The 14018-nt window shown below is 72.5% G+C and carries 9 protein-coding genes; 6 read left to right on the top strand and 3 right to left on the bottom strand.

Annotation, left to right across the window (positions count from 1 at the left end; genetic code table 11):
* The first annotated feature begins 301 nt into the window (after positions 1 to 301).
* Together WMF39_RS38635 and WMF39_RS38630 are read left to right on the top strand one after the other, a co-directional pair.
* Positions 302 to 3043: a hypothetical protein gene (locus WMF39_RS38635; RefSeq protein WP_437741475.1), complete on the top strand. Its 2742-nt coding sequence runs from the start codon at positions 302 to 304 to the stop codon at positions 3041 to 3043.
* Between the two features lie 112 nt (positions 3044 to 3155).
* Positions 3156 to 4028: a DNA-formamidopyrimidine glycosylase family protein gene (locus WMF39_RS38630; RefSeq protein ID WP_437741474.1), complete on the top strand. Its 873-nt coding sequence runs from the start codon at positions 3156 to 3158 to the stop codon at positions 4026 to 4028.
* A gap of 13 nt (positions 4029 to 4041) precedes the next feature.
* Here the strand turns inward: WMF39_RS38630 and WMF39_RS38625 are convergent, their stop codons facing one another.
* Positions 4042 to 6078 (bottom strand): right-handed parallel beta-helix repeat-containing protein, encoded by a 2037-nt coding sequence (locus tag WMF39_RS38625; RefSeq protein ID WP_437741473.1) that lies wholly within the window; start codon positions 6076 to 6078, stop codon positions 4042 to 4044.
* A gap of 416 nt (positions 6079 to 6494) precedes the next feature.
* On the opposite strand from WMF39_RS38625, the gene WMF39_RS38620 reads away from it, so the two are divergent.
* A complete protein-coding gene (locus WMF39_RS38620) occupies positions 6495 to 6785 on the top strand; it encodes a hypothetical protein (protein ID WP_437741472.1) in 291 nt (96 codons plus the stop codon).
* 119 nt (positions 6786 to 6904) lie between these two features.
* Entirely contained in the window at positions 6905 to 7357 is a 453-nt protein-coding gene (locus WMF39_RS38615) for a LamG domain-containing protein (protein WP_437741471.1), read from the top strand.
* A gap of 207 nt (positions 7358 to 7564) precedes the next feature.
* On the opposite strand, the gene WMF39_RS38610 is transcribed toward WMF39_RS38615, so the two are convergent.
* Positions 7565 to 7972 carry a hypothetical protein gene (locus WMF39_RS38610; protein ID WP_437741470.1) on the bottom strand — a complete coding sequence of 136 codons (408 nt, stop codon included), beginning with the start codon at positions 7970 to 7972 and terminating at the stop codon, positions 7565 to 7567.
* Between the two features lie 62 nt (positions 7973 to 8034).
* The gene (locus WMF39_RS38605) at positions 8035 to 8160 is read right to left on the bottom strand and encodes a hypothetical protein (protein ID WP_437741469.1); all 126 of its coding nucleotides are present in this window, start codon (positions 8158 to 8160) and stop codon (positions 8035 to 8037) included.
* Between the two features lie 683 nt (positions 8161 to 8843).
* On the opposite strand from WMF39_RS38605, the gene WMF39_RS38600 reads away from it, so the two are divergent.
* A complete protein-coding gene (locus WMF39_RS38600; RefSeq protein ID WP_437741468.1) occupies positions 8844 to 12818 on the top strand; it encodes a serine/threonine-protein kinase in 3975 nt (1324 codons plus the stop codon).
* 364 nt (positions 12819 to 13182) lie between these two features.
* Positions 13183 to 13983 (top strand): hypothetical protein, encoded by an 801-nt coding sequence (locus WMF39_RS38595; protein WP_437741467.1) that lies wholly within the window; start codon positions 13183 to 13185, stop codon positions 13981 to 13983.
* Positions 13984 to 14018 lie beyond the last annotated feature (35 nt).

Below are 14018 nucleotides of genomic sequence, written 5' to 3'. Positions count from 1 at the left end.
CGCCGTCCGTCGCCCGGCCACCGCGGCGCCCGCCCTCTCGCGCATGCTGGTGCCGGCGTGGCCGTCGCGGCGGCCCTCGTCTTTGCGCCGTGCGCCGCGCGCGCGGATCCCACGATGAGCGAGGAAGCGGGATGGCTGATGCTCGCCGCGCTGCCGTCCGAGGTCGGCGGCGACGTGGGGATAGGCCTCCGCGAGATGGGTGGCCCGCGGATGCTCCTCGCGTGGTCCATGCAGCTCCCCATCCTTCCGCCCCCGGCGAGCTTACAGCAGCCGTGCGCGAGGTCGCCTATCCTTGCCGCCCATGGCGCCCCGCCTGCCCCTGCTCCACCGCCTCGCCGGCGGGCTGGAGACCCGCCCCGTCAAGGCCGCGATCTCGCTCCTGATCCTCGTCTCGGTCCTGCCCATCCAGGGCCTCGACGAGCAGCTCCGCCCGTATTTCCTGGCGATCTTCGGCGTCGAGCTCCTCTTCCGGGCCGTCCTCCTCCACCAGCGCGGGGACGGGCGGTCGCGCCTCGACGTGCTCCTCTTCGCCTTCGACATCATCGCCTGGGTCAGCTTCCTGCCGCTCGAGCGGATCCTCGACGCGCACGCCGCCCACGCCCTCCCCATGCTGCGGCTCTCGCGGCTCTTCCTGCTCCTGCGCTTCACGCGCGAGATCGCGATCGACCTCTACGCGATCATGACGCGGCGCGAGCTGCTCGAGCAGTTCGGGCTCGTCACGCTGGCCGTCTGGGGGCTCGCGTTCGGCTCCTCCGTGCTGCTCAGCCACCTCGCGATCACGCACGACTACGATGGCCGCGGCCCGACCCCGGACACCAACTTCATCGACCGGATCTGGTGGTCTTTCCGGCAGATCGAGAGCGCCGACAACCTCGTCGAGAACCTCCGGGTCCACCCCGTCGTGGCCGTCGTCTCGCTCGGCCTCACCATGGTGGGCGTCTTCATCACGTCGTTCATCATCGGCATCGGCGCCAACGTGGTCGACCAGGTCGTGCGCGCGGCGCGGCGGCGGCCGGTCCGCTACGCGGGGCACGCGCTCGTGATCGGCCCGGTGCACGAGGCCGAGATGCTGGTGCAGGAGTTCGTCCGGCTGTACGAGCGCCACCGCGCGCTCCGGAGCATCCGGCTCGCGGAGCTCTGGCAGTGGCTCATCCGCCGCGGGCCCCCGCCGACCCGCCACGCGCTCCCGCGGATGGCGCTCCTCGGCACCGAGGACGACCCGCCCGCCTATCTCTACGCGCCGGGGATGCGCTGGGTGAGCTACCGCCAAGGGGACAGCGCGCAGCCGGAGGCGCTCGAGCTCGTGGGCGCCGCCGAGGCGAAGCGCGCGCTCATCCTCGCGCGGCCCGACGCCGGGCCCGACGCCGACGCCTTGACGGCGATGACGCTCTCCTCGTTCCGGACGCAGAACCCGCACGGCCACGTGTTCGTCGAGGTGCAGGAGAGCAAGAACCGCGATCTCATCCAGGAGGTGGGCGGGCCCGGGACACATCCGCTCGACATGCAGCGGTTCCTCGGCTTCTTCCTCTGCCAGCACCTGCTCACGCCAGGCGTGGAGTCCCTCTACACCGACCTCATGACCGCGGACGGCTCCGAGTTCTACACGCACATCTTCCTGGGCGAGGAGGCGGCCTGCGCCGTCGGCAAGCTCGGCAAGGCGCCGAAGCACGAGCTCTCGTTCTCGGACATGGCGCGCGCTGCCTACGAGAAGCAGGTGATCCTCGCGGGGGTGTTCCTCGGGGACGAGGCGGCGGTGCCGAAGCGCGAGGAGGGCAAGCTCGTGTCGGTCGAGGGGCTCGTGCCGTGGCTGAATCCGCTGCTCGATCCGCCCGAGGGGTCGCCGGCGTGGGCCCTCGGCGCGCGGGCGGGCCGGGTGCCGGCGCAGCGGCTCAGGGGGCTCATCGGCGTATCGGCGACGTATGCGCCGCTCCTGGACTACGGGCGAGAGCTCTACAGGGGGCGGGGGATCGAGCGCGCCGCGGCGTCGGACGGCGCGACGGCGGCGCACGAGTGGGCGGCGAAGCTCTCGCTGCACCTCGGCGAGATCGAGCGGGTGCTGATCGTCGGGTACAGCGCCGCGCTGCCCTCGCTGCTGCACGCGCTCGCGCGGTTCGTGCCGGGCGTCGAGGTGACGCTGGTCCTCGGGGAGCGCGGGGACGAGCGGATGCCGCTCCCCGATCGGCTCGCCTCGCTCGGCGTGACGCCCGGCCCGAGCGGCGCGCCGCCGGGCTCGGACGGGGCGATGCTCTCGCTCCCGCGCGGGGGCAGCGCGACGGTGTACACGCAGCACGGGCACGACCTCGCCTCGCTCGCGGTGCGCTGCGTGGCGCGCGGCGCGCCGCTCTCCGCGGCGGTGTTCCTGAGCGAGCCCGAGGGGCTCGATCGCGACGCCCGCACGGCGATGCGGGTCATCCGCTTCGCGCGGGCGCTGGCGAGCCGGGAGCTCGCGCACGGCAGGGCGCTGCATGTGCTCGCGGAGTTCTCCTCGGTGGCGAAGGGCGAGCACGTCCGGAGCCTCCTTGCCCCTGACAAGTGCGGCTTCGCCGTGCGGGTCAGCCTCGTCAGCACCGAGCGCATCAAGAACTACTTCATGGTCCACAGCGCCTTCGTGCCGGGAGTAACGGCTCTTTACGATGAGCTCCTCGGCGAGGGCGGGCAGGACCTCGTCCGCATCGAGGCGCCGCCGCCCGACGTGGCGGGGCAGGCGGGCGACGAGCTCCGCTTCGACGACATCCGGGCGGCGCTCGAGCCCCGGGGCGCCATCCCCATCGCGCTGGAGGTCGAGGAGCCGAAGGAGGACCAGCCCGGGGGGGCGAGCCCCGTCGCGCAGCGGGGCGAGCCCCGGCGCGCGAGCCATGTCGCGCAGCCGGGCGAGCGCCGGGTCGTGCACCTGAACCCGCCGCCGGAGAAGGCCTTCAAGACGGCGCTCATCCGCGTCGTGTACGCGCTCGCACGGCGCCAGGATCTCGTGATCCAGGGGGCGCAGCGGCCGAGGCGGGGCGACGCAGCGCTCGGCGAGGAGTCCCCGCGGATCAGCGCGTGATCAGCGCGTGATCAGCGCGTGATCAGCGCGTGATCAGCGCGCCGCCGCGCCTCTTTTTCGCGCCTCGCCCGAAGTCGCGCGATCTTCGCGGCGAGATCTGTATCCTGGAGGCGTGCCCGAGCGCCCGGACCTGGAGTACGTCGTTCCGATCCTCGCGCGCGAGCTCGCGGGCGCGGCCGTGGCCGCGGCGCGGGCCGAGAACTCGGTGGTGCTGCACGTCCTGCTCCCGGAGCGCCTCGACGCGCTCTTGCCGGGCGCGGAGATCCGGCGCGTGGCGCGGCGGGCGCACGCCGTGGTCTTCGAGCTCGACGGGGCGCGCGCGCTCGATCTCGTGATCTCCCCGATGCTGGCAGGGCGGTTCTCGATCACGCGGCCAGGAGAGACGCGGATTCCAACCGATCTCGCCTTCTCGCTGACCCTCGGGGACGGCCGCGAGCTCAGGGTCCGAGACGACGTGCAGATGAGCAAGGTCTACGTGCTCGCGCGGGGCGATTTCGACAGGATCCCCGGGCTCCAGCGCGTCGGTCTCGACGTCCTCGATCCTCGGGTGTTCACGCAGGAGGCGTTCCGCGCCGCCGCGCGCGGGCGGCGCGACCTCGCCAAGGATTTCCTGATGGACGGGACGGCGCTCGACTCCATGGGAGACGCGTACGCCGACGAGGTGCTCTTCGAGGCAAGGATCCACCCGAAGGCGACGGTCCAGAGCCTCTCCGAGGAGGAGACCGATCGCCTCCACGTGGCGATCACCCGTGTCCTCGGCGACGCGACCCGGACCATCGCCCGGCGCGCGCCGGCCCTGGACGAGCGGCTGCGCGACTTCCTCAAGGTCCGCGGGCGCCCGGGCCAGCCGTGCCCGCGCTGCGGCGACAAGCTCCGTCGCGCGAGCGTCCATGGGCACGACGCGATCTTCTGCCCGGCCTGCCAGCCGGAGGTGCGGAGGAGCGCAGCGGGGGATCCGCGCCGCGCCAGGCGGGAGCCGGGCTGAGGTGAGGCCGGCGTCACAGCGCTTCCGGCAGCGGCTCCGGCGGCGCGAGCCCCGCGCTCTTCGCCCTGCACGGGATGCTCATGCCCTGACAGCCGCACTGGTTCTGGCCGCCGTCGGTGATCTTGCCCGCCGTGCCGCTCTCCGTCTCGACGTTGAGATCGATGAAGTTGCACTCGATGGTGCTGCGCGCGAGCGCCACCGAGGCGCCGAAGCTCGCGATGGCGGCGCCGTCGCTCGCCTCGATGCGCACGCCGGTCAACGTGGCCTCCGAGTCGCCGGGGTCCTTGACGATCGTGACGCCGTTTCCCTGGAGCCCATCGGCTGAGCTCCGCGTGCCGCGGATCGTGGTCTCCTCGAGGGTGGCCGCAGATCCGAAGAGGGCGAGCCCCGAATCTACGCTCTCCTCGACGAGCGACGCCCGGAGCACGAGGCCGCTCCGCCCGTCCTGTGCGCCGAGCGCGTGGACCTCGATCCCCCGGCCGAAACGCCCGTCCGACGCCTGCGGGAGCGTGCGGCGGACCGCGACCCGCTCCAGCGTCGCGTCGGCGCCCTCGATGAAGACACCCGCGGTGCGGCTCCCCTCGACCACGGAGCCGCGCGCGGTGACGTCGCCGCGCAGCGGGCCGCGGGAGGCCACCGCGAGCCCGACGCCGTGTTTCCCGTCCCCGTCGCGCGGCAGGGTGTCGCGCACGAGCACGCCGTCGAGCGAGGCGTCGGAGCTCAGGATCGCGACGCCCACGTAGCGGCTCTGCTCGACGACCACGCGCTGCAGGGTCGCCTCGGAGCGCAGGCCCTCCTCGAGGTCGGCGGCAATATAGACGCCCCACCCCGTCGCCAGCTTGTCCGGGTAAGGCCGCGTGTCGCGCACGACGGTATCCTCGACGACGGCGGACGAGCCCTGGACCCAGATCCCCGCCTCCTCATTGGCCTCGAGGACGCTGCGCCTCAAGGTCACCTGGCTCGGCTGGCCCCGGCTGTTCCGGATGGCCAGCACGCCCATCCCGGCGGCGTTGGTGTCGATTCCGGTGCTGTCGCGGATCACGCTGTCCTCGACGAGCGCCTCGGAGGCGATGAGGTACACGCCGGTTCCGTGGCTCTGCTCGATGATGGATGCGCGTACCGTGATCGAGGCCGGCGTGTTGCCCTCTCCCCTGTTCGCGCCGACGCCCGTCCCCTCGACCTCGCCGGACTCGAGGGTTCCTCGCACGACGGACGACTCGAGGGCGAGCTCGGCGCCCGCGCTGTGCACGCCGACCCGATGGGCCCCTTCGACGAGCGAGCCACGGACGGTGAGCGCCGCCGGGCCTTGCTCGTTGTCCACCTTGATGCCCTGGGCGCCCGCGCCGGCCACCCAGACCTCGTCGATCACGACGCCGCTCGAGCCCGAGACCAGGATACCTTGCCCCGCGCTGCGGATCGAGACGCCCCGTATCTCGGCCGCGTCGGCGCCCGCGCCGACTTCGATGGCCGCGGCCGTGTCCGGCCCCGCCCCGGCGATCTCGACGAGCGCCGGGCACCTCCCCCACAGCCGTACTGGCTTGTCGACGATCACGTCCTCTGGATACGGACCCGCGGCGATCGCGACGACCGCGCCGGGCGCGGCCGCGCGGAGGCCCTCGCCGACGGTCGTCCACGGCCTCTCCGGCGTGCCATCGGAGTCGCCCCCTGCATAGGCGCCGTCGACGTGCTGGGTCTCCTCGTCCAGGGCGATGTCGCCCCATGGCGCCTCACCGCACGGCGCGACCTCGCGACAGGCGGTCTCGCCCGGCACGGCCATCGTCCCCGCAGGGCAGGGGGCATCCGGCAGGACAGGCGCGCACGCTCGGTCGCCCGGCGTGAAGCCGGCGCCGCACGCCTCGGGCGGGATGCCCGCGGGCTCGCACCCAGAATCGGTCGTGCGCTCGCCGGCCGCGCACCCAGGCGCGGCCGCCCCTCCTCCTCCGCCGCCGTCAGGCGTCGCGTCCGGTCGAGGTGGGGGGGCCTCCCTGTCGCAGCCAGCCAGGAGCCACGTCGCCGTGAGCAGCAGGAGCGGAGCCCCGTGTCGGTCCATGAATCCGTCCATGAACCGGACCACGACGTCGAGCAACAGTCTACTTGTCGTCTATCACCGTAAAAAAAACGCCGACCCGTCCGCGCTCACGGTCTTCTCTTTGCTCAAACGCGACCCAGGAGACGCGGAGGCTTCACAGGAGAGAGCAGCGAGCGACCGCCATGCACTCCGCGCCTCTTCTTCTGCGCCTCTGTGGTGCATTTTTCTTCTCACTGCATCGGCGCGCCGGCGCGAGTCGAGCCTTCGTGCGAGGCACGGTGACAGGGAGCGGCGTTCTGAGCTACGCTGAGCGCCCCGCAGGAAACGCAGCATGCTTTGCAAAATTCATCACTCTGCACATCGCCTGGCCGGCGTCGCCGTGCTTCTTCTGTCGCTGCCGGGCTGCGCCCTCGAAACGAAAGGCACAGGCGGGTCAGGTGAATCCGAGGCTCAACCCGGAGGACCTGGCGGCGCTCCCGCTGGAGAGCCCGGCGGAGCCATCGCCGGACAGCCTGACGGCGCTCCCGTCGAAGAGCCTGGCGGCGCTCCGGCGGAAGAACCCGGTGGAACGCCGGCGGAAGAACCCGGCGGAACGCCGACGGAAGAACCCGGCGGCGCTCCCGTCGAAGAGCCCGGCGGGGATCCGGTCGAAGAGCCCGGCGGCGCTCAGGTCGAAGAGCCCGGCGGCGCTCCCAAGCCGCTGTGCGGGGCGGCAGCTCCATCGCTGATCGCGTGCTTCGCGTTCGAGGGCAACCCCGACGACGCCTCGCAGCATCACTTCACGCCCGAGCGGGTGCGCAGCCTGCACTACGCGCCTGGCCGTGCCGGCCAGGCGCTCTCGGTGACGATGGGGAGCAAACTCTACTTCCGCCACGACGCCGCATGGACCGCCTCCGCGATGACCATCGATGTCTGGATCAACCCCGCCTCTCTCCCCGACAAGCGGCGATACACCGTGATCGACAGCGGTGGGAAGCCTTCGCTCTTCCTGATGCCGGGCGGACAGATCCGCTGCACCATGGGCGTCGAGCGGAACGTGACTTACCCCATCGTTCCCGGGCAGTGGACGCACGTCGCCTGTCTCTCCGACGGCCAGACGCAGAGCCTCTACGTGAACGGCGTCGAGGTCGACCGGAGCCCCTCTGGCCCGGTGATCGCCTCCGGCGAACAGCCCGTCCACATCGGCTCGGACGAGCCCTCGGGGGAAGACGAGTTCAACGGGCTGCTCGACAGCCTCCGCATCTTCGGCCGGACGCTCGCGCCCCAGGAGATCTGCGCGGCTGCCGGCGGCGGCTGCTGAGCTGCACGGTCCGGCGCGCGCCCAACGGGGGGCTCTGGCCCGCGGGCCGGCTCATGGCCGTCGCCGCGGGCCGGCTTCATGGCCGTCACCGCAGATCGACAGGCGAGGCCCGGCGTGACCGGCCAGGGCTGCCCGACGAAGGCGCGCTCTCGGCGCGCGGAAGGATGAGCGGAGGGAGGGAAGAGAGCGAGAGAGGAGAGGAGCGCCTCAGAAGGGGGCGTCGCGGAGCGTCTCCTTGTACGTCGTCTTGTACAGATCGTGGCAGGTCTTGCAGCTCGCCTTGGCGCCGTCGATGTCGCCCTTCTTGGCCTTGGCGATGCCGTCGTTCGTGATCGCGACCCACTTGTCCATGCCCTTCGGCGGCCGCTTCGCCACGTACTCCAGCGCCTCCGCGATCTTCGCGGCGTCGCCGCTCGTGGTCGCCGACTGCATCACCGACTTCATCCAGCCCTGCATCGGACAGGCCTTCTGTCCTTTTGCACCGCAGCCGAAATCCTTCTTCTCGGCGACGGAAGCGGGGAGGTCCGCGGTCCCGCCAGCGGCCCACGCGGCTCCAGCAAAGCCAATGCCGACGGTCATCAACACGGCACTCATCAGCTTCTTGCTCATCGACATCCGACGTCTCCTGTGGGTAAGGGCAAGCGCAGCGAGAGACATTGCAGTTCCGCGCGTGGAAGTCAACAGCCACCTTGGTCGCCGAGCCAGCTCGCGAACGCCGCCAAGGCGGAGACGATGTCGGGGGACAAGATCTTCATCACAAACGCGGCCGAGGCGAAGATAACGTCAGGAGAGAAAAACTTCATTCATGATGTCCGCCCCGCGCCGTCTCCGTCCGCGCTCGCGCCGCGCGGACGTCCCGACTCCACGCGGCGGGCGGAGGTGCCGGCTCGCCGGCGAGCGCGCCTCAGGGCCGCCCTCCGGGCGCGCGCCGCCTCCGCGCCGCTCCAGCGCGCCCACCCTGGGCGTCGTCGGCGGGGCCTCGCGTTCGTCGATGGCGCAGGCGGGTCCCTTCGCCGGCGCGATGACGAGGTTCGCGATGCGCAAGACCCACCCATCGACATGACGCGACTACGTGGCTTATCGACATGGCGAGATGCGCTCCTCGATGGCTTTTCAGATGCCTTGAAGCGCGCCCGCAGAACACGGCACCCGGCGGCGCCCTCTCCGGCGCCGGCGCCGTTCCCCCATCACGGGCGCCCTGGTCGTCGATGATTTACCTGCGCTCGGCGCACCACCCGGACGGCCTGCGCACACGCACGTATCCGTCGAGAACCCCTCGTTCGCGCCGGCGGGCGGCCAGCGCGTGCGCGGAGCCGGTCCTCCCCGAGCGCCCCGGCGTGTTCTTCGTGAGACTCCAGCCCTGACGCGTCGCATCGCGCGTTCGATCCGGTCGCGGTCGCGCTGGAGGTGAGTCGCCCTACCATCCCGGGCCTGTATCCAGACCAGGAGGGCGGCGCGCGTGATATCGCTGGATTCACGGCCGTTGATGCGCGTCGGAGAGATCGTCGACGAGCGGTTCCAGATCGAGGGCCTCGCGGGCTCGGGCGGGATGGGGCACGTCTACCGGGCGCGCGACCGGCGAAGCGGCGACACGGTGGCTCTCAAGGTGCTTCGCCGCGCCGACAAGGGTGAGCTCAGCCGCTTCTCCTGCGAGGTGGAGGTGCTCTCGGCGCTGCGCGTCCCCGGCGTCGTCCGGTACATCGCCCACGGCGTCGCGGCGGGCGGCAAGCCGTATCTGGTGATGGAGTGGCTCGCCGGGGAGACGCTCGCCGAGCGCATCGCGCGGCGAGGGCTCACCCCCGCCGAGAGCGTCGACGTCGTCGCGCGGATCGCGGAGACGCTCGGCGCCCTCCACGGGCAGGGCGTCGTGCACCGCGACCTCAAGCCGAGCAACCTGCTCCTCGTCGAGGGGCGGCTCGATCGCGCCATGGTGCTCGACTTCGGGATCGCGCGCTTCCGGATCGACCAGCAGCTCACCCTGCCGGGCACCGTCCTCGGGACCCCGGAGTACATGGCGCCCGAGCAGGCGCGCGGCGAGCGGCGCGTCGACGCCCGCGCCGACGTGTTCGCGCTCGGCTGCGTGCTCTTCAAGTGCCTCACCGGGCGCGCCGCCTTCCAGGGCGCCGGGGCGCTCGCCGTGATGGTCAAGGTGCTGCTCGACGAGCCGCCGCGCCTCCGCGAGGTTCGCCCGGATCTGCCGGGCGAGCTCGACGCCCTCGTCACCAGGATGCTCGCGAAGCAGCCAGACGGGCGGCCCCGCGACGGCGCGGCCGTCGCCGAGGAGCTCCGCGCGATCGACCTCAGCCGCGCCGGCGCGGCGGACGGCGCCTACCCTGCCGCGCTGGCGCCCGTCCTGGAGCTCACGAGCAGCGAGCGGCGCGTCACGTGCCTCGTGCTCGCGCACGAGCGCTCGGCGCCCGAGGAGGTGACGCGCTCGCAGGAGGAAGAGCAGGCGCGGGCGACGGGCCGCGCCGACGAGCTCTACGCGCTCGCCGAGCGCTACCAGGGTCAGATCGAGCTCATCGACGCGAGATCGCCGCTGCTCGTGCTGACGAGCGCCGAGGCGGCCACCGATCTCGCCGCGCAGGCCGCGCGCTGCGCGCTCTCGCTGCGCGCGTTGCTCGGCGGCGCGCAGGTCTCGCTCGTGACCGGCCGGGCCGAGCTGACGTCGCGCATCCCGATGGGCGAGCTCATCGACCGGGCGGTCCAGCTCCTGCCGTCGCGCGGCGAGCCGGGCGCGGTCGCCGCGGTCCGCATCGACGAGGTGACGGCGGGGCTCCTGGGCGGCCGGTTCGAGACGAGCTGCGAGGGCGGCGCGCGCTTCCTTCACGGGGCGCGGGACGACCTCAGGGTGACGTCGGCGCCGGCGCTGCTCGGCAAGCCGGTGGCGTGCTTCGGGCGGGAGCGGGAGCTCGCGGTGCTGACCGCGGAGCTCGATCGGAGCACCGAGGAGTCGACCTCCGGCGCGCTGCTGGTGGTCGCGGCGGCCGGCATGGGCAAATCGCGGCTGCGGCAGGAGTTCCTCGAGACGGTGTCGGCGCGCAACGCGCGAGCGGCCGACCGCGCGCGCGGCGGGGGCGGCGCCGACCTGGCGGACGGCGCCCACGTGGAGGTGTGGATCGGCCAGGGGGACCCGATGAGCTCGGGCTCGGCGTTCGGCCTCCTGTCGCGCGCGCTGCGGAGCGCGATGGGCATCGTCGACGGCGAGCCGCTGGAGGAGCGCCGGCGCAAGGTGAGGGCGCGGGTCGAGCGCCATCCGGAGCTCGACGTCGGGCGCGTCAGCGCCTTCCTTGGCGAGCTCCTGGGCGCGCCGTTCCCGGACGACGACATCCGGGTCGGCGCGGCGCGGCGCAACCGGCAGCTGATGGGCGATCAGCTGCGGCTGTCGTGGGAGGAGTTCATCCGGGCCGAGTGCGCGAGGCAGCCCGTGCTGCTGATCCTCGAGGACTTGCAGTGGGGCGACCTGCCCACCCTGACGATGGTGGAGGCGGCGCTCCGGAGCCTGCGGGATCTGCCGTTCCTGGTGCTCGGGCTGGCTCGACCCGAGGTGCACGAGGCCTTTCCGGGGCTGTCTCAGGGGCGCTTCGGCAACCAGATGATGCTGCCGCCGCTCACGCGCCGGGCGAGCGAGCGGCTGGTGCGGGCCGCGCTGGGCGACGAGGCGCGCGCCGAGCTCGTGGCCACGCTGGTGGACCGGGCGGACGGCAACCCGTTCTACCTGGAGGAGCAGGTCCGCGCGGTGGCGGCCGGCCATGGCGCGGACCTGCCGGAGACGGTGCTGGCGATGGTGCAGGCGCGCATCGAGGCGCTCGACGCCGAGGCGCGGCGCGTGCTGCGGGCCGCGAGCGTGTTCGGCCAGGCGTTCTGGCCGAGCGCGGTGAGCGCGCTGCTCGGGGGCGCCGTGGTGACGCGCTGGCTCTCGGAGCTGGAGCGCCGTGAGGTGGTCCACCGGCGCGGCCCCGGGCGGATGCGCGGAGAGGTCGAGTACCGCTTCCGGCACGCGCTGGTGCGCGAGGCGGCGTACGGGATGCTGACGGAGGCCGACCGGCGGCTGGGCCACGCGCTGGCGGGCGCCTGGCTGGAGGGCGCGGGCGAGCCCGACGCGATGGCGCTCGCGGAGCACTTCGAGCGCGGCGCGGTGCCCGCGCGGGCCGCCGCGGCGTACCTGCGCGCGGCGCAGCACGCCCTGGAGGGCAACGATCTCGGCGCCGCGATCGCGCGGGCCGAGCGCGGGCTCGAGTGCGCGCCGGAGCCCGCGGTGGTGGGGGCGCTCCGGCTGGTCCAGGCCGAGGCGCACGTGTGGCGGGGCGACCTCGCGCTGGCCGAGCAGCGGGGGACGGACGCGGCGCGGCACCTCGCGCCCGGCTCGGCGCCATGGTTCGCGGCCGTCACGCAGGCCGTCGCGGCCGCGAGCAAGCTGGGCGGCTTCGACCGCGTGGAGCGGTGGATGGGCGCGGCGGTCGTCGTCACCGCCTCGCAAGGCGCGGAGAGCGCGAGGAGCACCTGTCTCTGCATGGGCGCCTCGACGCTGGCCTTCGCCGGACGGCCTGCGATCGTCGACGGGCTCATCGCGGAGGTGGAGCGCGCCATGGCCGACGGGGCGCCGACCGGCGCCGGCACGGGGGCCGAGGTGGTCGCGGGGCTGCACCAGGCGCGCGCTTTCCGCGCGATGAGCGGGGGCGATCCCGGCGCCTGCGTCACCGGCCTGGAGGCTGCGCTGGTGGCGTTCGAGCAGGTCGGCGACCGGCGCAACGCGTGCATCACCCGCGCGAACCTGGGCTATTCCTACGGCGAGCTCGGCGATTTCGGCGGCGCCGAGGCGGCGCTCCGCTCCGTGCTGGAGGCCACGGAGCGGATGGGTCTGCACGAGGTGGCGGCGGCGGCGCAGGCCAGCCTCGGGCAGGTCCTCGCCTACTGCGGCAGGCTCGCCGAGGCGCGGGCCGTCGAGGAGGCGGCCCTCGCCTCGAGCCAGCGGCTGGGCGACCCGCGCGCCGAGGTGGTGTCGCGCTCGTACCTCGCAAAGATAGCCCTGCTCGCCGGCGATCTCGCGGGCGCTGAGCGCGAGGCGCGCCTCGCCGAGGCGCTGGAGAGCGCGTCGCCGTTCCGCGTCACGGCCATGGCGATCCGCGCCCGGGCGCTGATCGGGCTGGGGCGCGCCGCCGAGGCGCTCGTGGCCGCCGGCGAGGCCCTGGCAGCGCTCGAGTCGCTCGGCGGGATCGAAGAGGGCGAGTCGATGATCCGACTGGTCCACGCGGAGGCGTTCTCCGCGGTCGGCGACGCGGCCAGGGCGGCGGTCGCCATCTCCTCGGCGCGCGACAAGCTGCTCGACCGGGCCGCCGGCGTTCGCGATCCCGAGTGGCGCGGGCGCTTTCTCTCCCACGTTCCGGACAACGCCCGCACCCTGGAGCTCGCATCGCAGTGGGTCGGAGCTGTCGGAGCTGGGCGGAACGGTCGGAACTGAATGTGGCCGAACGTGACTGAACGTGGCCGAACGTGACTGAACGTGGCCGAACGTGACTGAACGTGACTGAACGTGACTGAACGTGACTGAACGTGACTGAACGTGGCCGAACGTGACTGAACGTGACGAAGCGTTGCTGTCCCACGGAGGAATCCGCGGAGGACGTGCAATTTAATAGCTGACAGTCGAAGTGGTTTGCCGTACCCTGGTCGTTGACGTGGAGAGTTCCCGGCTGTCGTTGTGTTGAGCGACGCGCCGGAGGGCGTGCTGTGATCGGGGAGCGTGGGCGCTCCCCTTGGCTCGCTACCTGAGGTCTCATCACGTGAAAACCAGGGCTGTACTTGGGTGCGCAGGCATCCTTTTCGTGGCTACCGGCTGCATCGCGCCCGAGCAGGCGCTCGAAGCGGGGGATGAAACAGAGGAGCTCGGATCGAGCGCTGGCGAGCTCGCGAGCGGCAATGCGCTGAGCGCGAATGCGCTGAGCGCGAACGCGTTGAGCGCGAATGCGCTGAGCGCCAACGCGCTGAGCGCGAACGCGTTGAGCCCGGTGGCGGCCTCCGCTCTCAGGGATCCTGGCGCGAGGGGCGATCTCTTCCGGTCGCTCGTGAAGTACACGGTCAGCTGCGCGCTCAAGGAGTCCCAGTCGTTCCGTTTCTCCTGGACCGACAGCGCGGGCGCGACCCACAAGGAGGTCTATCCCGGACACCTCGGCCTCGCGCCTCGGTGGGACCGGCGCCCGCTCGACGACGAGGGCAAGCGGATGGTCTCCGCGTGCCTCGCCGCCCACACGAACCGTTATGGAGTCTCGGTCAGCATCTCGATGCGCTCCCGACAGAACCCGCTGCATCACGAGGTCGGGTGCGGCGAGCTCGACGAGTACCCTCATGTCGAAGGGGCCTTCTGGGGGAACCTCTTCACGGAGACGCCGTACCTGCGCGCCTGTTACAACCCGGCGAACGTCGATGTCGCGCGCGCGGCGAAGCGCGACTGCGCCGCGGGCCAGCTCGCCGCGGACGGCGATCTCGAGGGCTGCGGGATGATCGAGATCGTCGGGCATTGCAAGGAGTACTGCGGCAAGCTCAACCGCTCCGGGGAGTATTACAAGGAATGCGATGATCCGGAGTTCGGCGACACGCGCTATGTGATCACCACCGCGCTTCGGTGACCCTCGTCCTCCCGGGGAGAGGGGCCGCCGGTCGT

Origin of the sequence: Sorangium sp. So ce1504 (genome assembly GCF_051521635.1) — a bacterium.
Taxonomy (GTDB): domain Bacteria; phylum Myxococcota_A; class Polyangia; order Polyangiales; family Polyangiaceae; genus Sorangium; species Sorangium cellulosum_B.
This window is presented reverse-complemented; position numbering and strand designations above follow the sequence as displayed.

What these genes read in the sequence shown, in the direction of transcription:
- WMF39_RS38635 (WP_437741475.1), top strand. Translation starts at nt 302, where the DNA reads ATGGCGCCCCGCCTGCCCCTGCTCCACCGCCTCGCCGGCGGGCTGGAG.
- WMF39_RS38625 (WP_437741473.1), bottom strand. Translation starts at nt 6,078, where the DNA reads ATGGACCGACACGGGGCTCCGCTCCTGCTGCTCACGGCGACGTGGCTC.
- WMF39_RS38615 (WP_437741471.1), top strand. Translation starts at nt 6,905, where the DNA reads ATGGGGAGCAAACTCTACTTCCGCCACGACGCCGCATGGACCGCCTCC.
- WMF39_RS38610 (WP_437741470.1), bottom strand. Translation starts at nt 7,972, where the DNA reads ATGTCGATGAGCAAGAAGCTGATGAGTGCCGTGTTGATGACCGTCGGC.
- WMF39_RS38605 (WP_437741469.1), bottom strand. Translation starts at nt 8,160, where the DNA reads ATGAAGTTTTTCTCTCCTGACGTTATCTTCGCCTCGGCCGCGTTTGTG.
- WMF39_RS38600 (WP_437741468.1), top strand. Translation starts at nt 8,844, where the DNA reads ATGCGCGTCGGAGAGATCGTCGACGAGCGGTTCCAGATCGAGGGCCTC.